This window comes from Kitasatospora azatica KCTC 9699 (genome assembly GCF_000744785.1).
In the GTDB taxonomy this organism is placed as follows: domain Bacteria; phylum Actinomycetota; class Actinomycetes; order Streptomycetales; family Streptomycetaceae; genus Kitasatospora; species Kitasatospora azatica.
Window position 1 is genome coordinate 1,338,226 of record NZ_JQMO01000002.1, and the last position, 23,611, is coordinate 1,361,836.

A 23,611-nucleotide genomic window follows, 5' to 3' on the forward strand; every position below is an offset into this window, starting at 1 on the left:
CCGCTGCTTCGCTTCCGGACGGGTCAGTCGGTGCCGGACTCCATCGCGGCGCGGTCGAGCGCCTTCGCGCCCTCGCCCTCGCTCCGGCCGCTGGAGGCGATGGCGCCGGCGCCGCCCTGCGGCATGGCGCCGATCAGGCCGGTCGCGGCGGCCTGGGCCGCGCCGATCTGCGTCCCCTGGCTGGTGGCGACGATGCCGAGGTCGGCGTACTGCTCCAGCTTGGCGCGGGAGTCGGCGATGTCGAGGTTGCGCATGGTGAGCTGGCCGATCCGGTCCACCGGGCCGAACGCGGCGTCCTCGGTGCGCTCCATGGAGAGCTTGTCGGGGTGGTAGCTGAACGCCGGGCCGGTGGTGTTGAGCACCGAGTAGTCCTCGCCGCGCCGCAGCCGCAGGGTGACCTCGCCGGTGACCGCCGAGCCCACCCAGCGCTGCAGCGACTCGCGGATCATCAGCGCCTGCGGGTCCAGCCAGCGGCCCTCGTACATCAGGCGGCCGAGCCGCCGGCCCTCGTTGTGGTACTGCGCGAGGGTGTCCTCGTTGTGGATCGCGTTGACCAGGCGCTCGTACACGGCGTGCAGCAGCGCCATGCCCGGGGCCTCGTAGATGCCGCGGCTCTTGGCCTCGATGATCCGGTTCTCGATCTGGTCGGACATGCCGAGGCCGTGCCGGCCGCCGATCGCGTTGGCCTCCATCACCAGGTCGACCGGCGAGTCGAACCGCTTGCCGTTGATGGTCACCGGGCGGCCCTGCTCGAAGCCGACCGTCACGTCCTCGGTGGCGATCTCCACCGTCGGGTCCCAGAACCGCACGCCCATGATCGGGTCGACGGTCTCGACACCGGTGTCCAGGTGCTCCAGGGTCTTGGCCTCGTGGGTGGCGCCCCAGATGTTGGCGTCGGTGGAGTACGCCTTCTCGGTGCTGTCGCGGTAGGGGAGGTCGTGGGCGAGCAGCCACTCCGACATCTCCTTGCGGCCACCGAGCTCGGTGACGAAGTCCGCGTCGAGCCACGGCTTGTAGATCCGCAGGTGCGGGTTGGCCAGCAGGCCGTAGCGGTAGAACCGCTCGATGTCGTTGCCCTTGAAGGTCGAGCCGTCGCCCCAGATCTGCACGCCGTCCTCGAGCATGGCCCGCACCAGCAGGGTGCCGGTGACGGCACGGCCGAGCGGCGTGGTGTTGAAGTAGGCCCGCCCGCCCGAGCGGATGTGGAACGCTCCGCAGGTGAGCGCGGCCAGGCCCTCCTCGACCAGTGCCGCGCGGCAGTCGACCAGCCGCGCGAGCTCGGCGCCGTAGGCCAGCGCGCGGCCCGGCACCGAGGCGATGTCGGGCTCGTCGTACTGGCCGATGTCGGCGGTGTAGGTGCACGGAACGGCACCCTTGTCGCGCATCCACGCGACCGCGACGGAGGTGTCGAGGCCGCCCGAGAAGGCGATGCCGACGCGCTCGCCCGTGGGCAGGGAGGTAAGAACCTTAGACATGGGAAGAGTATGCATTAATCCGCATTTTCATGCAACGCTCCCAGCGGCCGGCTTCCGGGAGCGGAGCGTCCGGGGGGCGCCGTAGCCCCGCCGCTCAGCGCTTGACCGCCCGCAGGATCACGAACTTCGGGTTGCCGGTCACTGTTTGGCAGTTGCCGAAGAGGCGGCGGAGTTTGACGTGGTAGCCGAGGTGGCGGTTGCCGACGACCCAGAGTTCGCCCCCGGGGCGCAGGGCGCGGCGGGCTCCGGTGAACATCCGCCAGGCGCTGGCGTCGGTGGTGGCCTGGTGGGAGTGGAAGGGCGGGTTGTTGAGGACCAGGTCGACGGAGTCGGTGGGGACGGCGGCCAGGGCGTCGCCGGCCAGGAACTCGGCGCGGGCCTCGGGGGCGGTGTTGGCGCGGAAGGTGGCCTCGGCGGAGGCGACGGCCTGGAAGGACTCGTCGATGAAGAGCAGCTCGGCCTGCGGGTTGGCGAGTGCGGCGGCGGTGCCGACCACGCCGTTGCCGCAGCCCAGGTCCACCACCCGCTCCGGGCCCTGGCGGGCGGGCAGGTGCTGGAGCAGGAAGCGGGTGCCGATGTCCAGGCGGTCGGCGCAGAAGACGCCGGCCAGGTTGGTGACGGTCCGTCCGGAGACCGGGCCGATGCCCTCGGGCAGCGGGTAGCGCAGCGGCCACGGGTTGGCGGGGCGGGCGAGGACCGGGTCGGGCGTGCTGAAGATCAGCCGGGCCTTCTTGGCGGCGAGCGAGGTGCGGGTGGGGCCGACCAGCTGCTCGAAGAGCCGCAGGGTGGAGTTGTGGATCTCGGTGACCATGCCGGTGCCGATCACCACGCTGTCCTGGTGCAGGGCGGGGGCCAGCCGGTGCAGCTGGTCCTCCAGCAGGGCGAGGCTCTTCGGGACCCGGACCAGCAGCACGTCGATCCGCTCCGGCGGCGCTTCGGTGCTGGTGAGCAGGTGGACGGCGGTCTCGGGGACGCCGTTGCGGACCAGGTTGGCGCGGGTGGCCTGCCGGCCGAGGTAGGAGTCGGTGATCTGGACCAGCCGGGCAGCCTGGCCGAGCCCGTCGGGTCGGGCTGACGAGAGCGCCGTCGCGAGTGCACCCCAGCGGTCGCCGAGCACCACCACGGTGCCGGTCAACGGGACGGCCGGCGCGTCGGTGTCGCCGTGCAGGTGGCGCAGCAGGTACTCGTCGGCGGCGTCCCAGGCGCGCAGCTGCTCGCGCGGGTCCTCGGGGAAGCGGGTGAGCCGGAATTCGCCCCATGACGTGGTGAAACAGTTCATCGTGCGCCCAGGCTAGCCGGTCCGCCTACCGGGAATTGTCGGACCCGGCTGCGAGGATCCGTGGTGGAGAACCGAGGAGCCGTCATCCACTCCGCAGGGAGCGCATCATGGGATTCCACAAGGCACGACTGGACCGTCTGCACGACGCCCTGGCCGGCCATGTCGAGCGCGGCGGGGTGCCCGGCCTGGTCGGGCTGGTCGCGGTGGGCGACGAGGTGCACGTCGAGGCGATCGGCAAGCGTTCGGTGGGCGGCGGGCCGGTCGGGCGGGACACGCTGTTCCGGATCGCGTCGATGACCAAACCGGTCACCGCCGTCGCCACCATGATCCTGCTGGAGGAGTGCCGGCTGCGGCTGGACGACCCGGTGGACGAGCTGCTGCCCGAGCTGGCGAACCGCCGGGTGCTGCGCGCGGTGGACGGGCCGCTGGACGACACCGTGCCGGCCGAGCGCCCGATCACCGTGCGCGATCTGCTGACCTTCCGGATGGGCACCGGCATCCTGATGGTGCCGCCCGGCAGCTACCCCATCCAGCGGGCGATGGACGCGCTCGACCTCGGCCAGGGCCTGCCGCAGCCGTCCGTGGTGCCGGAGCCCGAGGAGTGGCTGCGTCGGTTCTCCACCCTCCCGCTGATGTACCAGCCGGGTGAGCGCTGGGTCTACAACACGGGCAGCGACCTGCTCGGGGTGCTGATCGCCCGGGCCTGCGGCCGGCCCTTCGAGGTGTTCCTGCGGGAGCGGGTCTTCGAGCCGCTGGGCATGAAGGACACCGCCTTCTCGGTGCCGGCCGACCAGCTGGACCGATTCGCCACGGCCTACTGGAACGACCCCGCCACCGGCGAACTCGCCGTCTTCGACGAGGCCGCCGGCGGTCAGTGGGCCACTCCCCCGGCCTTCCCGGCCGGCGCCGCCGGGCTGGTCTCCACGGTGGACGACTTCCTGGCGTTCAGCCGGATGCTGCTGGGCGGTGGGCGCTTCGCGGGCGAGAGGATCATCTCCCGGGCCGCCGTCGAGCTGCTGAGCAGTGATCAGCTGACGGCGGACCAGAAGGCCAGGTCCAGCCTGGATCCCGGGTTCTTCGACACCAACGGCTGGGGCTTCGGCGTCGCGGTGGTCACCCGGCGGACCGGGCTGGGCCACCCGGTGGGCCAGTACGGCTGGAACGGGGGCCTGGGCACCTCCTGGGGCGTGGACCCGGCCGGCGGGGTGATCGGGGTGCTGCTGACCCAGCGCCTGTTCAGCTCGCCGGTGCTGCCGCTGGTGCACCAGGACTTCTGGACCTCGGCCTACCAGGCGCTGGATCAGTGATCCGTCAGCTCGGCAGCGTCCAGGACTGGTTGGCGCCGCCGCCGCAGTCCCAGATCTGCAGCCGGGTGCCGTTGGCGGAGCTCGGTCCGGTGGCGTCCAGGCAGCGGCCGGACTGCGGGTTGACCAGCTGGTGCGAGGCGGTGGCGGTCCACTGCTGGGCGCCGGTGCCGTTGCAGTCGTAGAGCTGGGTCTGGGTGCCGTTGGCGGTGCCGGCCGCGGTCACGTCCAGGCACTTGCCGAGAGCCCGCAGGGTGCCGTCGCCCGGCACCGTCCACTGCTGGGCGTTGGTGCCGTTGCAGTCGTAGAGCTGGACGGCGGTGCCGTTGGCGGAGTTGGCGCCGGCCACGTCCACGCACTTGCCGCCGTAGCCGGTGATCGCGCCCGTCGAGCTGGGCGGCTGGGTGCCGCCGGTGAGGGCGTTGAAGGTGCGGGTGAACTGGTACTGGCTCTGCGGGGTGCCGCTGCAGGTGTCGGAGAGGGTGCCGGTACTGGCGCACGCCTGGTCGCGGCCGAGCGCCCAGAAGGCCAGCTCCTGGATGCCGTTGGCGGCGGCGAAGGATTCCAGGGTGCTCGCGTTGGCGGTGCTGAACACCTCGTTGGTGCTGTCGTTCACCCCGATCATCGGGGTGTTGCCCTCCATCGCCCAGAGCTGGGCGGAGCTCTTGCCGGTCCAGATCTGGCCGAGCTGGCCGAGCAAGGCGGTGGCCGCGTCGGTGGCGGCCTTGCCCATGTCCAGGGTGGCGCCGTAGTCCATGGTCATGATGTTGACCAGGTTGACGTTGAGACCGCGGCTCTTGGCGTTGTTGAGCAGGCTCAGCGAGTTGGACTCCAGGCCGGTCGGGTTGACGGGCAGCGTGTAGTCCACGGCGAGGGTGCGGCCGGCGGCGGCGTACTGCTGCTGGAGCGCGGCCAGGGCCTGGTTGCGGCGGTCGTTGGCGGTGGTGTCGTTGAGCGCGGCGCCCTCGATGTCGAGGTCGATCCGGGTCAGGTTGAGCGTGTCCACCACCCGCTGGTACTGGGCTTCGAGCGCGGAGACGCTGGTGCAGGCCTGGCCCAGCTCGGTGCCGGCCGCGCCGCCGAAGGAGGCGATGACGTCGCCGCCGGCCGCCCGCAGGCTGTTGATGGCGCTCTGCCAGCCGGCGTCGGCGATGGAGGTGTTGCCGTTGAAGGTGGCGTTGCAGCTGCCGTCGCTGATCACGAAGGCGAGCGTGTAGTACTTCAGGCCGGTGGCGGAGCGGATGGTGGCCATCGCCGAGGCCGAGTTCCAGGTCTCCAGGTACGGGGCGGCGTAGTGGGCGGGGAAACCGGGGCCGGGGTTGGCGTTCGCGGCGGCGGCCTGCGCCTGGGGGCGGCGAGGGCGGCGGGCGCTGCGGGGGCGGCAGGGGCGGCGGGGGCGGCAGGGGCGGCGGGGGCGGCAGGGGCGGCGGGGGCGGCAGGGGCGGCGCCGGCTTGAGGGACGGCGGCGAGCAGCAGTCCGGCCGCTGCGGTGAGGCCGAGCAGGGGGCGAAACACAGTGAACTCCTCCAGCTTCGTGGGGGAACAGCTTGGGGGCGAGCCTCTTGCGTTCAGAAGATGAAGACGGCCATGCGCCCGTCCAGGGTCGCCCGGCGGGCAACCCTGGACTGGTCTGGACCTTTTTCTGAGACGTGAAGTTATGGGCGCTGAGGAGAGCGCGTCAAGCCCCCGTCACTACAGAAGCCGAAGGATCACTCGGGAAGCAGCAGGTTGACGTCCCCGAACTCGTGCCAGAGGTAACGGTGCGTCAACGCCTCGCGGTAGCACAGCTCGAGCAGCGGACGCCCCGCGATCGCCTCCAGCATCAGCAGGTGCGAGGCTCGCGGCTCGTGCCAGCCGGTGAGCAGACCGTCGACCAGCCGGACGCCGCGCTCGGGGGTCATCACCAGGTCGGTCCAGCCCTCGGCGGCCTGCGCACGACCGTCCGGCCCGACGGCCGACTCCAGCGCCCGAACCGCCGTGGTGCCGACCGCGATCACCCGCCCGCCGGTGGACCGGACATGGTCCACCAGCCGGGCCGTGGGCTCCGGGACGGTGAACCGCTCCGGATACGGCGCCTCGTGCAACTCCGGGGAGGCGACGCCGGTGTGCAAGGTGATCGGGGCCAGCAGGATCCCCCGCGCGACCAGGGCACTGACCAGGGCCGCCGTGAACGGCCGGGCGGCGCTGGGCATTTCGCTGCTGCCGGGCTCGGCGGCGAAGACCGTCTGGTAGGCCGAGATCGGCCAGTCGCGGTCCACGTAGCCGTACCGGATGGCCTTGCCGTGGCGGGCCAGGTAGGCGGTCGGCGGCGCGGGCAGCGCGAGCCGGGCGTACCAGAGGCGGGCGGTGCGGGGCTCGGTGAGGACGGCCTCGCCGCCGGCGGGGAGGGTCAGGCGCAGGCCCGGACGAGCCGGGGACTCGGTGGGCGGCAGGTACTCGGTGGCACCGCCGGCGACCGGGCGGCGCAGCTCGACCAGGTGGGCGCCGCGAGGATCGGGGTGGGCCGAGGAGAGGTGCAGGGCGATCGGCTCGCCGTCCGGCAGCCGCGCGGGCAGCGCGGCCGGCAGGGTGGCCGAGTTGTTGACCACCAGCAGGTCGCCCGCGCGCAGCAGCTCGGGCAGCTCGGTGAAGGCGTGGTGCTCGGCGGTGGGCTGCTGGTCGGCTCCCCCGCGGCCGACCAGCAGCCGCACCCCGTCCCGGGCCAGCCCGCGCGCCTCGGCGGGGGCGTGGGCGGAGAGCTCGGGTGGCACGGTGAACTCGAGGCTCACGGTGTTCGCGGTGTTCGCGGTGTTCGCGGTGTTCGCGGTGTTCGCGGTGTTCGCAGTAGTCATGGTGTTCACGGTGTTCGAGGTGGCTGTCGACACGTCAGACACCCTGGTCGGCGGTCAACTCGGCGGCCGCGTAGCGTCCGGAGGCCGGTCGGTCCCGCAGCAGTACCCGGAAGGCGGGCACCACGGTGACCGGCAGCGGACGGTCGGAGATGTCCTCGCCCGGGAACGCCTCCTGGTGCATCCGGGTGCGCATGTCCCCCGGGTCGACGGCCCAGACCCGCAGCTCCGGCTCTTCCCGGGCCAGGATCGCCGAGGCGTGGTCGAGTGCCGCCTTCGCTGCGCCGTAGCCACCCCAGCCGGCGTACGGCTCCACGGCGGCGTCCGAGCTGAGGTTGATCACCGCGCCGCCGCGCGCCCGCAGCTGTGGCAGCACCAGCTGGGTGAGGGCGATCGGCGCGAGGACGTTGACCTCGAAGGTCTCCAGCAGACCGGGCAACGGGAACTCGGCCAGGCTCGGCATCGGCCCGCCCGCGAGGTCGTAGCCGGCCAGGGTGGAGGCGTTGTTGACGAGCAGCGTGGCGCCGCCGAGCTGGGCGGCGGCGTCCGCGAGTTCGGCGCGGTGGTCGTCGTCGACGACCGAGCCGGGGAGCGCCGCGATCTTGGTGTACGGGCTCAGCTCGGCCTCGGCGGCTGCGAGTGCGCCGGGGTCACGGGCGGTGATCACCAGCTGCCAGCCGTCCCGGGCGAGGGCGCGTGCCAGCTCGAGCCCGAGGCCGCGCGAGGCGCCGGTGATCACGGCCACGGGGGTGCTGGGGGATGCGGCGCTCGGGGATGCGGCGTTCGGGGATGCGCTGTTCAGGGATGCGCTGTTCAGGGATGCGGTGTTCGGCGCGGACGGGTTCGGGGTGGAGTTCACGGTGCTGTTCATGACTGAACTCTCGCCCCGCGCGGGGTGGGCACGGATCGGGCGACGGGACGGGGACGGGATCGGGAATTGGGCTTAGGACGGAAGGTCTCGGTCGGTGGTCCTCGGGCGGTCACCCCTGAGGGGCGGCGCCCAGTTCGCCGAGCAAGCGCTCAGTCAGTGGGACGTCGAACGGGGAGAAGTGCGGGTTGAGGGCGAGTGCCTCGCGGAGGTCGGCCACGGCCTCGGGCCGGTGCAGGGCGGCTTCGACGGTGCCCCGGTGGTAGGCGAAGAGGGGGGTGTGCCAGTTGGTGGCGGCGGCCAGGTGGAGCAGGTCCAGCGCCTCCACGTCCTGCCCGGAGCGGTGCAGGGCCCAGCCGAGGGCGTCGGCGACCAGGACGCTCTTGCGGCGGGCCCACTCCTCGCGGAGCAGCCGGACGGCGACGGACGGGTCGGCGTGGTCGGCCTGATAGAGCATCAGGACCGGGTCGACCGGTCCGCCGGAGGCGTCCAGCAGGCGTACCTCGGCGGCGAGTGCGGTCAGCTGGGGGCTCGCGTCCTGGTTGCGGGAGAGCTGCAACTCGGTCAGTTCCAGTAGGAACTGCGGTGTGGGTGCGTGCGCGACCAGCTCGCGGTAGTGCTCCGCTGCCTGGTCCGGACGGCCGGTGGCGGCGAGGACCCGGGCCAGGCCGGCCTGGGCGTAGTAGTCGTCGGGCGCCTGGGCCAGGGCGCGTCGGTAGTGGTCGCCGGCCTCCTCCAGCCGGCCGTGGTCCCAGGCGAGGTCGCCGAGGCGGTGCTCGCAGAAGGCGCTGTCGCCGGCGGATTCGGCGCTGTCCAGGGCGCGTCGCAGCGCGATCTCCGCCTCCTCGGCGCGCCCGTGGGTCTCCAGGTCGTACGCCGCGCGGGTGTAGCCGGGCACGGTCGGGGCCAGGTCGAGCAGACGCTGGGTGGCGGCGGTGGCCGCGGGGTAGTCGCCGAGCTGGATCTCGGCGTCCGCGAGCACCAGGTAGCCGGTCGGACGGTCGGGGGCCAGCGCGGTGGCGCGCTCTCCGGCGGTGCGGGCGGCGGCGAACTCGTGGCGGGCGTTGGCGAGCATGCCGGTGCCCACCAGTGCACCGTAGTTGCCCTGCGGCTTGAGGACGAGCGAGCGCTGGAAGGCCTGGTCGGCGTCGGCCAGCCGGGCGGCGTCCAGGGTGAGGCGGGCCCGGTCGAGGTCGGCCAGGCCCAACTGCTCCCAGGCGTACGGGTCCTGCGGACGGTCCCGGACGGCGGCCCGGGCCGCCGCCAGCGGGTCGCCCGGGGGCGCGGGGACGGCCTGCCCGGCCCCGGGGCCGGGGCCGGCCGTGGGCGCGGCGGGCCCGAGCGCGAGCAGCCCGCCCGCGCAGGCGAGCACCAGCGCCCCGGCCCCCGCGACCCGGGCGAGCCACCGCAGGCGGCGCCCCTGTGCGGGTCCGGGCCCGGCTTCGGCTTCGGCTTCGGCTTCGGCTTCGGCTCCGGCTCCGGCTTCGGCTTCGGCTTCGGGCAGGTCAACCGTCACGGCAGCGCGTGCGGCAGGTTGAGGTACGGGAAGGTGTCCGTGGCCGGCTTCGGCTGCAGGTCGAAGAGCGGCGGTGGCAGCAGGCCGGCGGCGGACGGACCGCCCGGCTCGCCCTCCAGCATCCGCAGCAGCGAGTTGTCGATCATGTCGTTGGGGCGGCGGCCGTTCGGGTAGCCCTGCAGATCACCGTCGAGCACGCCGAAGCGGTTGGGGTTGGCGGTGACCGGCGTGGTCAGGTTGAGCCGCAGCTCGTCGGCCCAGGCGACCGCGTTCGGGTCGGTGTCGGCGTTCATCGACTGGGTGTTGAGGTCGAAGCCGAACTTGGCGCCGTTGTTCTTGCCGATGCCCCCGAGGTAGAGCGCCCGGATGTCGGTGCGCGGGCCGGCCGGCGCCGGGAACTGGCCGGCCGCCTCGATCTTGTGCGGCGGGGCGGGGTCGAGCGCGGAGTTGAGGAAGTCCTGGTCGTACTGGTCCTGGTCGGCGGGCCGCGCGTGGAAGCGGTCCTCGGGGCCACCGGGCGCGGCGATGCCGCCGAAGCTGCCCCAGAGCCCGAACATGATGTGCGGGTTGCCGAGCCGCCCGACCTGACGGTAGCCGGCGTCCTGGGCACGCAGGTCGCGGGCCAGATTGGCGCCCGGCCGGGACAGGGTGGCCCAGACCCCGACCACCGGATTGCGCCCGGGATCGCCGTTCAGGGCGAGTTCGCGCTTGGGCACCTGCAGGATCAGGCTGCTGACGTTGACCGCCGCCAGCGGGTTGGCCGCGGGCAGGTAGCCGGGCACCGGTCCCGCGCTGCCGAGGATGAAGTAGCCGAACACCCGGGCGTCGGCCTGGAAGGACTCCGCAGTCTGGGTGGCGATCGAACGTCCGCCGCCCGGCAGCACGGTGGTCGCCTCGGCGCGCAGCGCCCCGTAGTCGGGCATCTGGCCGATGCTCTGCTGGGTGGGCGCCGCCGGGGCGTCCTTGACCAGCACCTCGGGCGCCTGGCCGGCCCGGATCCGCTCCAGCGTGTAGTACTGGCGGAAGAGCAGGCCGGAGTCGCGCAGCGAGCGGACCTGGCCGATCGCGATCGGTCCGGCGCCGAACAGCCGCCGGTCCTCGGTGCGGAAGGTCCAGCGGTAGGTGAGGTCGGAGTGGCCGTCGCCGTGGCCGTCGATGTGGATCTCGTAGCGCGCTCCGCCGGTGGCGAAGGGGTAGTTGACCGGCGCGGGGGTGGTGCCGGGCAGCTGGGTCGGCTGGAGGTCGGCGATGACGGTGGCCATGTCCGGGTTGTCCGGGCTGGTGAAGGCATAGATGTCGGTGAAGTTGGCCTGCGGGTCGGCGATCTGGCCGGGCGCGTCGAAGTGGCCGCCGGCCTGGCTGGTGCCGAGGTACGGACCGGCCAGCGCCGCGGTGGTGAGCAGCGCGGTGGCGGCCGCCAGGGCGAGCGTTCTGGGGCGGCGGGCCACCCGGGTCGACGGAGCGGAACGAGGCATCGGCGGTTCTCCAGACAGGTCCGGGGGCGGGTGCGCCGGATCACCGTAGGACCGAAATGGATCATGGATCGACCTGGTGACGGGCAGACCGCACGATCGTGTGCAGACTTTCACTCGGACGGCCCAATGGGCTGGCAGCACGCTGCAGAAGTGCCCTATTGATGGGCTCGCTTCGTTGACGAAGCTTCACTTCCTCTTCCGCTCTGGAGAACTGACGATGCGCCTGTTCCGTGTTCTGTCCGCACTGGCCCTGGCCGGTGCGCTCACCCTCTCGGCCGCCCCCGCCCCGGCCCTCGCCTCCGCCTCCGCCTCCGCCTCCGCCGATGGTGGCGCCGTGCCGCTCGACCGGGCGGTCACCGCGCCGGCGGGCCCCGAGGCCCCGGGCATCTACATCTCGCCGTGGGGCAGCGCGCACGTCCGCGTGAGTGACACCACCCGGGACTGGCTGATCGCCAACGGCATCACCCTCGGCGCGATCTCGCCGTTCGTGCTGGACCCGGACGGCTTCGGCTTCGACATGCCGATCGGCTCGACCGCCGGTGACCACCTGGACGCCAAGGGACGGATCTACTACCCCGGTGGGATGACGCTGAGCCAGGCGAGCACCGGTACCTCCGTCGAGCTACAGGCCACCTGGATCCGGATCGCGCCGCAGCCGGGCTACTCGGCGGGCATCCGGGTGAACGGCCGGACCATCAGCGAGGAGACCCTGCTCGCCTACACCACACCCGCCGAGGTGATCGCCAACGGCCGCCCGACCTTCACCGGCTTCACGCTGGACCGGGTGCCGTTCCACATCACCCAGGAGACCGCCGACCTGACCACCCAGTGGTTCGGCAATGGTCTGGCCGCCAACTCGATGTTCGGCACCCTGACGCCGCGCTTCGACTACGTCCCGGCCTGACCGGCCGCCGGGGCTGACTGCCAGGGGCCGGCTCCCTGGGACTGCCTGCCAGGGTCTGGCGCATCGCTCCCCCCACGGGCCACAGTGGCGGAATGCAGACTCCACTGTCCGTCATGGACTTCCTGGACCGGGCCGAGCTGGTGTACGGGGACCGGATCGGCATCGTCGACGAGCCCGAGCAGCCCGCCGAGTCCTGGGGCGAGCTGAGCTACCGGCGGGTGGCGGAGCTCGCCCGGGCCCAGGCCGCCGGCCTGGACCGGTTGGGCGTCGGCCCCGGTGAACGGGTGGCGATCGTCTCGCAGAACTCAGCCCGGCTGCTGACCTCGTACTACGGGGTCAGCGGCTTCGGCCGGGTGCTGGTACCGGTCAACTTCCGGCTGCGCGCGGCGGAGGTCGCGTACATCGTGGAGCAGAGCGGGGCGAGCCTGCTGCTGGTCGACCCGGAACTGGATCAGTCGCTGGCCGAGGTGACCTGCGCCCGGCGGTTCGTGCTGGGGGCGGCGAGCGACGCCGAGCTGTACGACTTCGACCGTGAGCCGGCGCGCCACCCGGTCGACGAGAACGACACCGCGACGATCAACTTCACCAGCGGAACCACCGCCCGCCCCAAGGGCGTTCGGCTCACCCACCGGAACAACTGGCTGAATGCCACGCTGATGGCACTGCACTTCGGTGCGAGCGACCGCGACGTCTACCTGCACACCCTGCCGATGTTCCACGCCAACGGCTGGGGCATGCCGTTCGGCCTGACCGGGCTCGGCGCCCAGCACATCGTGCTGCGCAAGGTGGACGGGCCGGAGATCCTGCGCCGGGTGGAGCGGCACGGCGTGACCTTCCTCTGCGGCGCTCCTGCCGTGGTGGCCACCGTGCTGGAGGCCGCCGCGCACTGGGACGGGCCGATCCCGGGCCGGGACAGGGTGCGGATGATCGTGGCCGGCGCTCCCCCGCCGAGCTCGGTGATCCAGCGGGTGGAACGCGAGTTGGGCTGGGAGTTCATGCAGATCTACGGCCTGACCGAGACCGCGCCGGTGGTGACGGTGAACCGTTCGCGCGCCGAGTGGGACCAACTGTCCCCCGCCGAACGGGCGGAGAAACTCGTCCGGGCCGGCGCCCCGGCGCTCGGCACCCAACTGCGGGTGGACAACCAGGGCGAGGTGCTGGTCCGCTCCAACACGGTGCTCGACGGCTACTGGGAACGGCCGGACGAGACGGCGGCCGCACTCAAGGACGGCTGGTTCCACACCGGCGACGGCGGCACGCTGCAGGACGGCTATCTGACCATCTCGGACCGGAAGAAGGACGTGATCATCACCGGCGGCGAGAACGTCAGCTCGATCGAGGTGGAGGACGTGCTCTACGACCATCCGGCGGTCTCCGAGGTGGCGGTGATCGGGGTGCCGGACGAGAAGTGGGGCGAGACGGTCAAGGCGCTGGTGGTGCTGAAGCCGGGGCGGCAGGCCGACGAGGGCGAGCTGATCGCGCACTGCAAGGCCCGGCTGGCCGGCTACAAGGCACCGACCAGCGTGGAGGTCCGGGACACCCTGCCGCGCACCAGCACCGGGAAGCTGCAGAAGTTCCGGCTGCGTGAGCCGTACTGGAACGGCCACGGCAAGGGAGTGAACTGATGGGACGTCAGGAGACCGTGGCACTGCTCGCCGACCTGCGCGCCGAGAGCGACGAACTGGACACCCTGGTCGCGGAGTTGGACGCCGAGGGCTGGGCAACCCGGACACCCGCGCCGGGCTGGACGGTCGCGCACCAGATCGCGCACCTGGCCTGGACCGACGACTGGACGCTGCAGTCCGCCCGCGACCCCGAGGGATTCCACCCGGCGGCGAACGAACTGCTGGTGGGCGCGGCCGAGTTCGACGAGATCGTGGACGGCGCGGCGGCGGCCGGGGCGGCGCTGCCGCACGGCGAGCTGCTGGCCCGCTGGCGGGCCGGCCGGGCCGCGGTGCTCGAGGCGCTGGACGCGGTGCCGGAAGGGGCCAGACTCCCGTGGTTCGGGCCACCGATGAAGGCCGCCTCGATGGCCACCGCGCGGATCATGGAGACCTGGGCGCACGGCGAGGACGTGGCCGACGCGCTGGGCGTGAAACGCGAACCGACCGCGCGCCTGCGGCATATCGCGCACCTGGGCGTGCGGACCTTCGGATTCGCCTTCTCCGCGCACGGGTTGGCGGTGCCGACCGAGCCGGTCCGGGTCGAGCTGACCGGCCCGGGCGGCGAGCTCTGGAGCTGGGGCCCGGAGGACGCGGCCGACCGGATCACCGGGCCGGCCCTGGACTTCTGCCTGCTCGCCACCCAGCGCCGCCACCCGGCCGACCTGTCCCTGACCGCCACCGGCCCGGTGGCCACCGCCTGGCTGCCGATCGCCCAGGCCTTCGCCGGCCCACCGGGGGAAGGCCGGGCGCCGAGCGGGCGGGAGTGAGGCGGGGCGCGTCACGCGATGACAGCTGAGCGATGAGCAATGAGCGATAACAGCTGACAGATTTCAATATCTGTCAGCTGTTATCGCGTAGCTGTCATCGCTCACTCCCCAACCCCTTCAGCAACAGCCCCAGCGCCAGCTCGAACCCGCGCTCGTCCAGGCCACCCGGGCCGCCGCCCCGCTCGGCGGAGGCGGTCAGGGCGTCGGCGAGGTGCGGGTACTGGGGCCGGTAGGCCGCAGCAGGACGGGCGAACCCCTCCGTGAAGGTCTCCAGCGCGGAGCCAAGCACCAGGTAGTCCAGCGCTGCCGCGGCCTCGGCGGCGTCCGCCGGCTCCAGACCGGCCCGCCGCAGTGCGGCCAACAACGCATCGTAGCCGAGGAGTTGGCGCTCGGCCTCGACCCGGCGCCGGGCCAGCAGGGCGATGGTGTTCGGGTGCCGCAGGAAGACCCGGCGGTAGCCGCGCGCATACTCGGCCACGCCCTCTCGCCAGTCCGCCGCGCCCGTCGCCGTCACCCCGGCCCCCGCCGTCGCCGTCGCCCCCGCCGCCTCCACGGCCCCCGCGCCCGCCGCCCCCGAGGCCCGCAGCGGCCCGTGGTCGATCTCCGCGTTGACCAGCTCGGCGAGCGCGTCGAGCAGCTCGTCCTTACTCGCGACGTGGTTGTAGAGCGAGGCCGCCTTCACCCCGAGCCGCTCGGCGAGCGCCCGCATGGTGAGCCCGCCCGGACCGGTCTCGTCGACCACGTCCAGCGCCGCCCGGGCGATGATCTCCCTGCTCAGCAGCGCCCTTGCCGGTCGCCCCACGTCCCACCCCTTCACGCTCTCTGGTCGGCGTCAGGTTACAGGCCGGTGTCGATGCCTTCCCCTCACCCCGTGCGGTGGTCTACCGTCCTCGACTAACTAAGTTAGTTTTCTCCAACTCCTCCCCGACAGCAGAGGCGGACCCCCATGAGCCAACAGACCCCGGTGAACGAGCAGAGATCCGACAGCGAGCGGCTGGCCGCCCTCGGCTACCGCCAGGAGCTGCGGCGCAGCCTCGGGATCCTCGGCAACATCGCGATGGGCTTCGCGGTGGTCTCGCCGGTGGTCGGGCTCTACGCCGTGGCCCAGGTCGGGATGAGCATCGACGGCGGGGCCTGGATCTGGGCACTGCCGATCTGCCTGCTCGGGCAGGCGCTGGTGGTCTGCGTCTACTCAGAGCTGGCCAGCCAGTGGCCGCTGGCCGGTGGCGCCTACCAGTGGACCCGGCGGCTGGCCGGCCCGTCCTTCGCCTGGCTGAGCGGCTGGCTCTGGCAGTTCGCCGTGATGTTCGCGAACACCACGGTCGCCTACCTCGCCTCCCCCTGGGTCTTCGCACTCTTCGGAGCCACCCCCGCCCCCGCCCAGCTGGTGCTGGTCTCGGCGGCCTTCACGCTCGGCTGCGCGCTGGTCAACGCCTACGGGATCAACCTGCTGCGCTGGTTCGTCTCGCTCGGCATCGCCGCCGAGGCGATCGCCTCGGTGCTGGTCGGCGTCTCGCTGCTGCTCTTCTTCCGCAAGCACGGCTTCAGCCTGCTCACCGACGCCCTTGGCGCGCCGGCCGCCACCGGTAGCAGCGCCCTGATGTCCTTCCTGGCCGTGGTCGCGGTCGGCGGCTGGGCCTTCATCGGCTTCGACGCCTGCGTCTCCACCGCCGAGGAGACCAGGAACGCGGGCCGCCAGGTGCCCCGGGCCATGTGGTACGCGCTGCTCAGCGTCGGCGCGGTGGTGATCCTCAACGCGGTGGGCGTCGCACTGGCCCACCCGGACCCGGCCGCCGTGGTGGCCGGACAGGACCTGGACCCGGTGACCACCGCGGTGACCAGCTCCTTCGGCGACTGGTCGGCCAAGCCCTTCGTCGTGGTGGTGCTGGTCAGCTTCACGGCCTGTCTGATGGCCTCGCAGGGCGGTGCGGCGCGCGGCCTCTACTCGCTGGCCCGGGACGGCGTGTTCCCGTGTTCGGCGCAGGTGCGCAAGGTGAACAAGCACCAGGCACCGATCGGCGGACTGGTCGCGGCCACCCTGATCAGCTGCGCGGCGCTGCCGCTCGGACTGAAGAGCGCGGCGATGGGCAGCCTGATCACCTTCGGCAGCGCGGCCACCTTCCTGCCGTTCTTCCTGCTGACCCTGGCGGCGCTGATCGCGCGGTTGCGCGGCAGCTGGCGCCCGGCCGGCGAGGTGAACTACGGACGGGCCGGTACCGCGCTGAACGCGCTGGCGGTGCTCTGGACCGGTCTGGAGGTGGTCAACATCTGCTGGCCGCGGACGATCCTGGCCCCCGCCGGGGCGCCCTGGTACCAGGTCTGGGCCGCGCTGCTCGGGGTGGGGACGGTCAGCCTGGTGGGTCTCGGCTACCTGCTGGTGCGCCGACCGCAGCGGCTGATGGTGCCGGCTGACGCCGCTGCCGCCGAGGAGAAGACCGACCAGATGGCATGACCATCACAAAATGCTCGCGGAACCCGACAGCCTAGCGCGTCCCGGGCGGAGCCTGTGCAAGATTCACCTACTTTCGGCTACCGGCGGCGGCCGTCAGGTATCCATGGGGACGGAAAGGACGCCCCTTGATCTTCAGCCGGATACGGTCCCGCAAGCCCGCACCCCCCGCGACTGGCTGCCCAATGGGCCATGGCCACCCGGTCCCCGCCGAGGCGGTCGTCCCCGAGCAGGCCCGCCGGGTCCCGCCGACCCCGTCAACCACCTCGACCACGTCCATCCCGCCGAACCTGCCGACCCCGGCGACCCCGCCGACCCCGGCGTTCACCGACCCCGGCGAAGCGGCGGCCTTCGTCCGGCAGTTCCACGCCGAACTGCCGGGCGCGCCCGCCCCGGGTCCGCGAGTGCGGCAGGTGCTCGACGAGATCGACCGCACCGGCACCTACCGGCACACCCCCGAGGAACTGGCCTTCGGCGCCAAGGTCGCCTGGCGCAACGCCGCCCGCTGCATCGGCCGGCTCTACTGGCGCAGCCTGGTGGTCCGCGACCTGCGCGAGCTGAGCAACGCCGACCAGATCGCCGAGCAGTGCTTCGAGCACCTCAGGCTGGCCGGCAACGGCGGCCGGATCCGCCCGGTGATCAGCGTCTTCGCCCCGGACCGGCCGGGCCGACCGGCCCCGCGCATCCTCAACTCCCAGCTGGTCCGCTACGCCGGCTACCCCGATCCGGACGGCGGCTGGACCGGCGACCCGGCCGGCGGTCAACTCGCCGCCCGCGCGCAGGACCTGGGCTGGAAGCCGGGCGAGGGCCGGTTCGACGTCCTGCCGCTGCTGGTCCAGGAGCGGGCGGGCGAGCGCCCGCGCTGGTACGAACTGCCGGAGGACAGCACCCTCGAGGTGCCGCTGAGCCACCCCGAGTACGCCTGGTTCGCCGAGCTGGGCCTGCGCTGGTACGCCGTCCCCGCGATCAGTGACCAGATCCTGGAGATCGGCGGCATCCGCTACCCCACCGCCCCGTTCAACGGCTGGTACATGGGCACCGAGATCGGCGCCCGCAACCTCGCCGACACCGACCGCTACGACATGCTGGCCGAGGTCGCCGCCCGGCTGCAGCTGGACACCTCCAGCGACCGCACGCTCTGGAAGGACCGCGCGCTGATCGAGCTGAACCGCGCGGTGCTGCACTCCTACCAGGAGGCCGGGGTGACGATGACGGACCATCACACCGAGTCGGAGCGCTTCCTCAAGCACGTCGCCCAGGAGCAGCGGCTGGGGCGGCCGACCCCCGCCGACTGGAGCTGGATCGTGCCGCCGGTCTCCGGCGGGCTGACCCCGGTCTACCACCGCTACTACGATCCGGTGGACCCCTCGCTGCGCCCGGCCTTCGTGGCCCGCGCGCCCTGGTGACCGCCGCCCTGCGCGCCCTGGTGGCCACCGCGTAGGTAGCGCAGTTCGAGGCCGTCCAGCAGCGCCTCGATCCCCAGTTCGAAGGCGCCCTCGTCCACCTGGCTCCGGTGCTCCGCCAGCCGGTGCGCCTCGCCCAGGTGCGGGTACTCGCTCCCGTACACCCCCGCGTCCTCCGGGAAGCCGGCCGCGAACGAGCCGAGTGCCGAGCCGGTGATGAAGTACCGCATCAGCGCGCCGATCCGGGTGGCCTGCCCGCGCGGCCAGCCGGCGGCCACCAGGCAGCCGAAGACGGCGTCGGCCAGTCGTAGCGCGTTCGGCCGCCGGCCCGGGCCCTGGGCGAGCACCGGCACCACATGGGGGTGCGCGGCCAGCGCGGCGCGGTAGGAGCGGGCCCAGTCGTGCAGCGCCGTGCGCCAGTCGAGCCCGGCGGCGAACATGCTCAGGTCCACCTCGCCCATCACGCTGTCCACCACCGCGTCCAGCAGCTCGTCCTTGGTGGCGAAGTGGTTGTAGAGCGAGGGACCGCTGACCGAGAGCTCGGTGGCCAGCCGCCGGGTGGAGAGCGCCTCCAGGCCATCGGCGTCCACCAGCGCCAGCGCGGCCGTGACGATCCGTTCACGGCTGAGCAGGGGGGTGCGGGGCCGGGCCATCTGCGGGGCCTCCTCCGGTCGGGTGGCGATGGGGGTCCCCGGGCCGAAGGCTGGGGAAGGTCATTCTCGCAGGGCGCCCCTTCCCAGATCGGTCCCGGGCGGGCTACAGTCCAAAAAACTTGCACCGCTAGTTTAAGGGACTCTGACGATGAACCTGGAGCTGTCCGAGGAGCAGGCGGCGGTCCGTGCACTCGCCGCCGAGTTCACCGACCGCGAGATCACCCCTTTCGCCGCCGACTGGGACCGCGCCGAGTCGGTGGACCGCGCGATCATCGGCAATCTCGGCAAGCTCGGCTTCCTCGGTCTGACCATCCCGGAGGAGTACGGCGGCAGCGGCGGCGACCACCTGGCGTACTGCCTGGTCCTGGAGGAGCTCGGCCGCGGCGACTCCGCGGTGCGCGGCATCGTCAGCGTCTCGCTCGGACTGGTCGCCAAGTCGATCAACAGCTACGGCACCGAGGAGCAGAAGCGCCACTGGCTGCCCCGGCTCTGCTCCGGCGAGGCGCTGGCCTGCTTCGCACTCACCGAGCCCGGCACCGGCTCGGACGCCGCCAACCTGACCACCAAGGCGGTCCGGGACCGGCCTGGGGGCACCTCCCGCCCGGAGGGTGGGGGAGACTGGCTGCTCACCGGCTCCAAGATGTTCATCACCAACGGCACTTGGGCGGATGTGGCGCTGGTCTTCGCCCGAACGGGGGGCAGCGACCCCGAGAAGAGCGGCCACAAGGGCGTGACCGCCTTCCTGGTCCCCACCGACACCCCCGGCTTCGAGCGCCGTGAGATCCACGGCAAGCTCGGCCTGCGCGGCCAGGCCACCGCCGAGCTGAGCTTCGACGGCGTCCGGGTCCCCGACAGCGCCCGGCTCGGCGCGACCGGCAAGGGCTTCTCGGTGGCGATGTCCGCGCTGGCCAAGGGCCGGATGTCGGTGGCGGCCGGCTGTGTCGGGATCATCCAGGCGGCGCTGGACGCCGCCGTGCGCTACGCCACCGAGCGCGAGCAGTTCGGCAAGCCGATCGGCTCCTACCAGCTGGTGCAGGAACTGCTCTCGGACATCTCGGTCGACCTGGACGCGGCCCGGCTGCTCACCTGGCGGGTCGCCGACCACATCGAACGCGGCCTGCCGTTCGCCACCGAGTCCTCGGTCGCCAAGCTCTACGCAAGCGAGGCCGCGGTCCGCGCCGCCAACAACGCGCTGCAGGTCTTCGGCGGGTACGGCTTCATCGACGAGTACCCGGTCGGCAAACTGCTGCGCGACGCCCGGGTGATGACCCTCTACGAGGGCACCAGCCAGGTGCACAAGCTGCTCATCGGACGTTCCCTGACAGGTATCAACGCGTTCTAGAACGGAGCCCAACGAAGTGCGTCCCGTCTACTTCGCCGCCGCCCGCCGCACACCCATCGGCCGGCTGCGCGGCGCGCTCTCCACCGTCCGCCCCGACGACCTGTCAGCCGCCGTGATCCGGCAGCTGCTGGCCGACATCCCCGCCCTCGACCCGGCCAGGATCGACGACGTCTACTGGGGCGCCGCCAACCAGGCCGGCGAGGACAACCGCAACGCCGCCCGGATGGCGGTCCTGCTGGCCGGCCTGCCGGAGACCGTCCCCGGCGCCACCGTCAACCGGCTCTGCGCCTCCGGCCTGGAAGCAGTCACGATGGCCGCCCGGACCATCGCGGCCGGCGAGGCGGAGATCGTGATCGCGGGCGGCTGCGAGTCGATGACCCGCGCGCCGTTCGTGCTGCCCCGCCCGGACGAGGCGCTGCCGCACAAGATCGAGACCTTCGACACCCGGCTCGGCTGGCGGCTGACCAACCCGCGGATGGCCGAACTGCACGGCGTGCTCAGCATGGGCGAGACCGCCGAGGAGGTGGCCGCCCGGTACCAGGTGAGCCGTGAACGCCAGGACGCCTTCGCGCTGCGCAGCCACCAGCGCGCCGCGGCGGCCCGCAAGGACGGCCACTTCGACGCCGAGATCCTGCCGGTGACCAGGCCCGACGGGGTGACGGTCGGTCAGGACGAGTCGATCCGCGAGGACACCAGCCTGGAGCGGCTGGCTTCGCTCAAGCCGGTCTTCCGCAAGGGCGGCACGGTCACCGCCGGCAACGCCTCCCCGATGAACGACGGCGCGGCCGGCCTGCTGCTGGTCAGCGAGCAGGTGCTGCACGAGCTCGACCTGCAGCCGCTCGGCCGGTACGCCGCCGGCGCCTCGGCGGGCGTGCACCCGGACGTGATGGGCATCGGCCCGGTCCCGGCCACCCGCAAGGTGCTGGACCGGCTCGGCTGGAGCGTCGGCGACGTCGAGGAGGCCGAGTTCAACGAGGCCTTCGCCGCCCAGGCGCTGGCCTGCGTCGACCAGTTGGGCTTCGACCCGGAGTTGGTCAACCCGACCGGCGGGGCGATCGCGCTGGGCCACCCGCTGGGCGGCTCCGGTGCCCGGATCCTCACCACCCTGCTGCACCGGATGCGCCGCACCGGCGCCCGGCGCGGGCTCGCCACCATGTGCGTGGGCGTCGGCCAGGGCACCGCCGTACTCGTCACCAACGACTGAAGTCACTGAGGGAGCATCAGAGATGTCACGTTTCACCGGCAAGGTCGCCGTGGTCACCGGCGCCGCCCAGGGCATCGGCGCGGCCACCGCGCAGTTGCTGGCCGAGGAGGGCGCCACCGTCGCGGTGCTCGACCTGACCGCCGAGCGGGCGCAGGCCACCGTGGACGCGATCACCGCCAAGGGCGGCAGCGCGCGGGCGTACGGCTGCGACGTCGCCGACTACGACGCGGTGGCGACCGTCTTCGCGCAGCTCAACGAGGAGCTCGGCGGCCTGCACATCCTGGTCAACAACGCCGGGATCACCCGCGACAACCTCTTCTTCAAGATGCCCAAGGCCGACTGGGACGCCGTGCTGACGGTCAATCTGACCAGCGCGTACAACTGCAGCCATGTGGCGCAGCAGTACATGGTGGCGCAGAAGTACGGCAAGATCGTCTCGCTCAGCTCGCGCTCGGCGCTCGGCAACCGGGGCCAGGCCAACTACGCGGCCGCCAAGGCCGGGATCCAGGGCCTGACCGCGACCCTGGCGATCGAGCTGGGCCCGTTCAACATCAACGTCAACGCGGTGGCCCCCGGCTACATCGCCACCGCGATGACGGCCGCCACCGCCGAGCGGGTCGGCGCCACGCCCGAGGAGCACCAGGCCGAGGTGGCCGCCCGCACCCCGCTGCGCCGGGCCGGCCGACCGGAGGAGATCGCCTCGGTGGTGGCGTTCCTGGCGAGCGAGGACGCCTCGTACGTCAGCGGGCAGACGCTGTACGTCAACGGCGGGGCGCGCTGAGCGATCGACCCACGACCCCTTCCACTGCGGCTCCTTCACTCACCGCAGTGGAAGGGGTCGTGCGCACCCGGGGCGAAGTCGCCGAGCAGCGCGAGCGCGTCGTAGGCCAGCAGCAGGGCTGCGACGACCAGCAGCAGCACCAGCAGGGCCCGGCCGGCGCCGCCGGCGCCGCGGTTCAGCGCCCGCACCGCGATGACCAGCGCCCCGACGGTGAGCCCGAGCGCGGCGAAGCCGGCTGCGAACGCGAGCACCGGCACGGCGCCCTGGTGGTGGCAGTGCCGGGTCGGCTCCAGCACGGCGCGGTCGAAGGCCCAGCCGTGCAGGACCTGCAGGAGCACGGCGAGCAGGAAGAGCCCCGGGGCCGCCAAGGACCAGCGGGTGGAGCGGACGAAGCGAGTGGAGCGGGCTGAGTCGGACACGGGTTCAGTACCAGTTCGGTTGCGGGCGGACGAAGTGCAGTTGCTGGGATCCCTCGGCGGTGAGCTCGTGCTCGGTGCGGCCGCTCAGGCTGACGTTGAGCCGGGGGTCGGAGTGCTGGGTGTAGCGGATGTCGCCGTCGGGAGTGACCGCCGTGACGATGGCCGTGTGGTGGATCTGGCCCTGCGGGATGTCGTCGCCCTTGCCGTTGTTGGCCTGCTGGAAGAAGAGGATGTCGCCGGGCTTGACCTGGTCCTGCGTCACCTCCTGGCCGCCGTTGCCGGTCAGGAAGTCGTGCAGGTTCTGCGCGGCGCTCCAGCTGTCGGTGTGCTCCCACCCGGCGATCATGCCAAGGCCGAAGTCCCAGCCGCCTTCGCCGCCCATGCTCTGGCCCCAGCCGTCGCTGTCGAAGGTGTTCCACCCCTTGTACTGCATGCCGGCCTCGTGCAGCGCGTTGGAGGTGAAGTTGGTGCAGTTGTCCTCGCCGTCGACGTCGCCGTGGCCGTCGTTCCAGTGCGCCAGCGCGTACTGGACGAAGGCGACCCGGTCGTACTTGCCGTCGGTACCGCGCAGTTCGGCCTTCACCGAGTCCGGGATCCCGTTCAGGTTGGCGATCGCGACCGGCTCCGAGCGCATGAACTGCTGCTGCTCGTCGGGGTTCAGGCCGTTCCACCACTCGGCCACCAGCTTCGGGTCACTGCCGTCCGGGATGTCCCCGGCGTAGGCGGCCAGCTCCACGTTGGAGGCTTCGCCCTGGATCACGTCCAGCGCCTGCCCGAGGTCGGTAACGCCGGTGTCCGCGGCCAGTTTGTCCAGTTCGGCGGCGACCCTGGTGTCGGCCTGGTCGGCTTGCCGCCAGGCCTCGGTGAGCATCCGGTTCACCTCGGCGACCTGGTCGGGGTGGTCGAGGGTGGGGGCGTCGTCGGGCACCACGACGCAGCCCTGGACCAGGTCCAGCTGTAGTCCGTACCTGGCCGCGAGGACCGCGGCGCTGTACACCGTCTGCCGCGCGTACTCCAGGCTGTGCGCGAACCCGTCCAGCACCATGACGACGCCGCGCATGATGTCGGCGGCGGCCTCCAGCGCGTTGGCCTGGTCGGCGAGCTTCTGGCCGGCGGCCTGGCCGACCTGGTCCTGCCAGTGCTCGGCGAGCGGCAGGACTCCTTGGCTGCGCAGGTCGTTGGCGGCCGTGGTGGCCTCCTGGACCAGCGCCAGCCAGCCGTCGGCCGCCGCCTTCCACTTGACGGGGTCGGCCTTCTCCAGATCGGCGAGGGTCACCATG

The 23,611-nt window shown here is 72.4% G+C and carries 20 protein-coding genes; 9 read left to right on the forward strand and 11 right to left on the reverse strand.

Features of this window, described 5'->3' with window-relative positions; translation table 11 throughout:
* Nucleotides 1-23 precede the first annotated feature (23 nt).
* Both argG and BR98_RS06270 read right to left on the reverse strand, forming a co-directional pair.
* Nucleotides 24-1,475 (reverse strand): argininosuccinate synthase, encoded by a 1,452-nt coding sequence (gene argG / locus BR98_RS06265; RefSeq protein WP_035840970.1) that lies wholly within the window; start codon nucleotides 1,473-1,475, stop codon nucleotides 24-26.
* Between the two features lie 94 nt (nucleotides 1,476-1,569).
* A complete protein-coding gene (locus BR98_RS06270) occupies nucleotides 1,570-2,754 on the reverse strand; it encodes a methyltransferase (protein ID WP_035840972.1) in 1,185 nt (394 codons plus the stop codon).
* Nucleotides 2,755-2,861: 107 nt separating this feature from the next.
* Between BR98_RS06270 and BR98_RS06275 the strand changes: the two genes are divergently transcribed.
* Nucleotides 2,862-4,061: a serine hydrolase domain-containing protein gene (locus tag BR98_RS06275; protein WP_035840975.1), complete on the forward strand. Its 1,200-nt coding sequence runs from the start codon at nucleotides 2,862-2,864 to the stop codon at nucleotides 4,059-4,061.
* 4 nt (nucleotides 4,062-4,065) lie between these two features.
* On the opposite strand, the gene BR98_RS06280 is transcribed toward BR98_RS06275, so the two are convergent.
* The 5 genes from BR98_RS06280 to BR98_RS06305 form a co-directional block, all read right to left on the reverse strand.
* Complete coding sequence (locus tag BR98_RS06280) at nucleotides 4,066-5,310, reverse strand: ricin-type beta-trefoil lectin domain protein (RefSeq protein ID WP_083976020.1); 1,245 nt, start codon at nucleotides 5,308-5,310, stop codon at nucleotides 4,066-4,068.
* Nucleotides 5,311-5,767: 457 nt separating this feature from the next.
* The gene (locus BR98_RS06285; protein ID WP_083976370.1) at nucleotides 5,768-6,889 is read right to left on the reverse strand and encodes an S-adenosylmethionine:tRNA ribosyltransferase-isomerase; all 1,122 of its coding nucleotides are present in this window, start codon (nucleotides 6,887-6,889) and stop codon (nucleotides 5,768-5,770) included.
* A 34-nt stretch (nucleotides 6,890-6,923) separates the two neighbouring features.
* A complete protein-coding gene (locus BR98_RS06290; RefSeq protein WP_083976024.1) occupies nucleotides 6,924-7,757 on the reverse strand; it encodes an SDR family oxidoreductase in 834 nt (277 codons plus the stop codon).
* Between the two features lie 109 nt (nucleotides 7,758-7,866).
* Nucleotides 7,867-9,270 carry a tetratricopeptide repeat protein gene (locus BR98_RS06300; RefSeq protein ID WP_232247256.1) on the reverse strand — a complete coding sequence of 468 codons (1,404 nt, stop codon included), beginning with the start codon at nucleotides 9,268-9,270 and terminating at the stop codon, nucleotides 7,867-7,869.
* On the reverse strand, nucleotides 9,267-10,745 hold the full coding sequence (locus tag BR98_RS06305) for a DUF4331 domain-containing protein (RefSeq protein ID WP_035840981.1): 1,479 nt from the start codon (nucleotides 10,743-10,745) through the stop codon (nucleotides 9,267-9,269). The genes BR98_RS06300 and BR98_RS06305 overlap by 4 nt, the downstream gene beginning before the upstream one ends.
* Before the next feature lie 217 nt (nucleotides 10,746-10,962).
* On the opposite strand from BR98_RS06305, the gene BR98_RS06310 reads away from it, so the two are divergent.
* The 3 genes from BR98_RS06310 to BR98_RS06320 all read left to right on the forward strand — a co-directional run bounded on the left by BR98_RS06310 (nucleotide 10,963) and on the right by BR98_RS06320 (nucleotide 14,080).
* Nucleotides 10,963-11,649 carry a hypothetical protein gene (locus BR98_RS06310; protein ID WP_035840982.1) on the forward strand — a complete coding sequence of 229 codons (687 nt, stop codon included), beginning with the start codon at nucleotides 10,963-10,965 and terminating at the stop codon, nucleotides 11,647-11,649.
* 92 nt (nucleotides 11,650-11,741) lie between these two features.
* Nucleotides 11,742-13,274, forward strand: coding sequence for an AMP-binding protein (locus BR98_RS06315; RefSeq protein WP_035840984.1), 1,533 nt, complete (start codon nucleotides 11,742-11,744; stop codon nucleotides 13,272-13,274).
* Nucleotides 13,274-14,080 carry a TIGR03084 family metal-binding protein gene (locus BR98_RS06320; protein ID WP_035840986.1) on the forward strand — a complete coding sequence of 269 codons (807 nt, stop codon included), beginning with the start codon at nucleotides 13,274-13,276 and terminating at the stop codon, nucleotides 14,078-14,080. Before BR98_RS06315 ends, BR98_RS06320 begins: the two co-directional genes overlap by 1 nt.
* Before the next feature lie 94 nt (nucleotides 14,081-14,174).
* Here BR98_RS06320 and BR98_RS06325 read toward each other — a convergent pair whose 3' ends face one another.
* Nucleotides 14,175-14,882 carry a TetR/AcrR family transcriptional regulator C-terminal domain-containing protein gene (locus tag BR98_RS06325; RefSeq protein ID WP_035843179.1) on the reverse strand — a complete coding sequence of 236 codons (708 nt, stop codon included), beginning with the start codon at nucleotides 14,880-14,882 and terminating at the stop codon, nucleotides 14,175-14,177.
* A gap of 144 nt (nucleotides 14,883-15,026) precedes the next feature.
* Here BR98_RS06325 and BR98_RS06330 point away from each other — a divergent pair, with 144 nt between their 5' ends.
* Nucleotides 15,027-16,532 (forward strand): APC family permease, encoded by a 1,506-nt coding sequence (locus BR98_RS06330; RefSeq protein WP_051969360.1) that lies wholly within the window; start codon nucleotides 15,027-15,029, stop codon nucleotides 16,530-16,532.
* Between the two features lie 182 nt (nucleotides 16,533-16,714).
* Nucleotides 16,715-17,935, forward strand: a complete 1,221-nt coding sequence (locus tag BR98_RS06335) for a nitric oxide synthase oxygenase (RefSeq protein WP_083976030.1) — start codon at nucleotides 16,715-16,717, stop codon at nucleotides 17,933-17,935.
* On the opposite strand, the gene BR98_RS06340 is transcribed toward BR98_RS06335, so the two are convergent.
* On the reverse strand, nucleotides 17,878-18,585 hold the full coding sequence (locus BR98_RS06340) for a TetR/AcrR family transcriptional regulator (RefSeq protein WP_083976032.1): 708 nt from the start codon (nucleotides 18,583-18,585) through the stop codon (nucleotides 17,878-17,880). The genes BR98_RS06335 and BR98_RS06340 overlap by 58 nt on opposite strands.
* A gap of 148 nt (nucleotides 18,586-18,733) precedes the next feature.
* Between BR98_RS06340 and BR98_RS06345 the strand changes: the two genes are divergently transcribed.
* From BR98_RS06345 to fabG, 3 genes are read left to right on the forward strand one after another with little or no spacing between them, the layout of a single operon-like run.
* Nucleotides 18,734-19,927: an acyl-CoA dehydrogenase family protein gene (locus BR98_RS06345; RefSeq protein WP_035840991.1), complete on the forward strand. Its 1,194-nt coding sequence runs from the start codon at nucleotides 18,734-18,736 to the stop codon at nucleotides 19,925-19,927.
* Between the two features lie 16 nt (nucleotides 19,928-19,943).
* Nucleotides 19,944-21,131: a thiolase family protein gene (locus tag BR98_RS06350; RefSeq protein WP_035840994.1), complete on the forward strand. Its 1,188-nt coding sequence runs from the start codon at nucleotides 19,944-19,946 to the stop codon at nucleotides 21,129-21,131.
* 22 nt (nucleotides 21,132-21,153) lie between these two features.
* On the forward strand, nucleotides 21,154-21,912 hold the full coding sequence (fabG, locus tag BR98_RS06355; RefSeq protein WP_035840997.1) for a 3-oxoacyl-ACP reductase FabG: 759 nt from the start codon (nucleotides 21,154-21,156) through the stop codon (nucleotides 21,910-21,912).
* A gap of 35 nt (nucleotides 21,913-21,947) precedes the next feature.
* Here fabG and BR98_RS06360 read toward each other — a convergent pair whose 3' ends face one another.
* Together BR98_RS06360 and BR98_RS06365 are read right to left on the reverse strand one after the other, a co-directional pair.
* A complete protein-coding gene (locus BR98_RS06360; protein WP_035841000.1) occupies nucleotides 21,948-22,331 on the reverse strand; it encodes a hypothetical protein in 384 nt (127 codons plus the stop codon).
* Between the two features lie 4 nt (nucleotides 22,332-22,335).
* Nucleotides 22,336-23,610, reverse strand: a complete 1,275-nt coding sequence (locus tag BR98_RS06365; protein WP_035841001.1) for an amidase domain-containing protein — start codon at nucleotides 23,608-23,610, stop codon at nucleotides 22,336-22,338.
* Nucleotide 23,611: the final 1 nt, after the last annotated feature.

Bases quoted from the DNA above. Each gene is read 5' to 3' on its own strand.
- argG (WP_035840970.1), bottom strand. From the start codon at position 1,475: ATGTCTAAGGTTCTTACCTCCCTGCCCACGGGCGAGCGCGTCGGCATC.
- BR98_RS06270 (WP_035840972.1), bottom strand. From the start codon at position 2,754: ATGAACTGTTTCACCACGTCATGGGGCGAATTCCGGCTCACCCGCTTC.
- BR98_RS06275 (WP_035840975.1), top strand. From the start codon at position 2,862: ATGGGATTCCACAAGGCACGACTGGACCGTCTGCACGACGCCCTGGCC.
- BR98_RS06280 (WP_083976020.1), bottom strand. From the start codon at position 5,310: ATGGCCACCATCCGCTCCGCCACCGGCCTGAAGTACTACACGCTCGCC.
- BR98_RS06285 (WP_083976370.1), bottom strand. From the start codon at position 6,889: ATGACTACTGCGAACACCGCGAACACCGCGAACACCGCGAACACCGCG.
- BR98_RS06290 (WP_083976024.1), bottom strand. From the start codon at position 7,757: ATGAACAGCACCGTGAACTCCACCCCGAACCCGTCCGCGCCGAACACC.
- BR98_RS06305 (WP_035840981.1), bottom strand. From the start codon at position 10,745: ATGCCTCGTTCCGCTCCGTCGACCCGGGTGGCCCGCCGCCCCAGAACG.
- BR98_RS06310 (WP_035840982.1), top strand. From the start codon at position 10,963: ATGCGCCTGTTCCGTGTTCTGTCCGCACTGGCCCTGGCCGGTGCGCTC.
- BR98_RS06315 (WP_035840984.1), top strand. From the start codon at position 11,742: ATGCAGACTCCACTGTCCGTCATGGACTTCCTGGACCGGGCCGAGCTG.
- BR98_RS06320 (WP_035840986.1), top strand. From the start codon at position 13,274: ATGGGACGTCAGGAGACCGTGGCACTGCTCGCCGACCTGCGCGCCGAG.
- BR98_RS06330 (WP_051969360.1), top strand. From the start codon at position 15,027: ATGAGCCAACAGACCCCGGTGAACGAGCAGAGATCCGACAGCGAGCGG.
- BR98_RS06335 (WP_083976030.1), top strand. From the start codon at position 16,715: ATGGGCCATGGCCACCCGGTCCCCGCCGAGGCGGTCGTCCCCGAGCAG.
- BR98_RS06340 (WP_083976032.1), bottom strand. From the start codon at position 18,585: ATGGCCCGGCCCCGCACCCCCCTGCTCAGCCGTGAACGGATCGTCACG.
- BR98_RS06345 (WP_035840991.1), top strand. From the start codon at position 18,734: ATGAACCTGGAGCTGTCCGAGGAGCAGGCGGCGGTCCGTGCACTCGCC.
- fabG (WP_035840997.1), top strand. From the start codon at position 21,154: ATGTCACGTTTCACCGGCAAGGTCGCCGTGGTCACCGGCGCCGCCCAG.
- BR98_RS06365 (WP_035841001.1), bottom strand. From the start codon at position 23,610: ATGGTGACCCTCGCCGATCTGGAGAAGGCCGACCCCGTCAAGTGGAAG.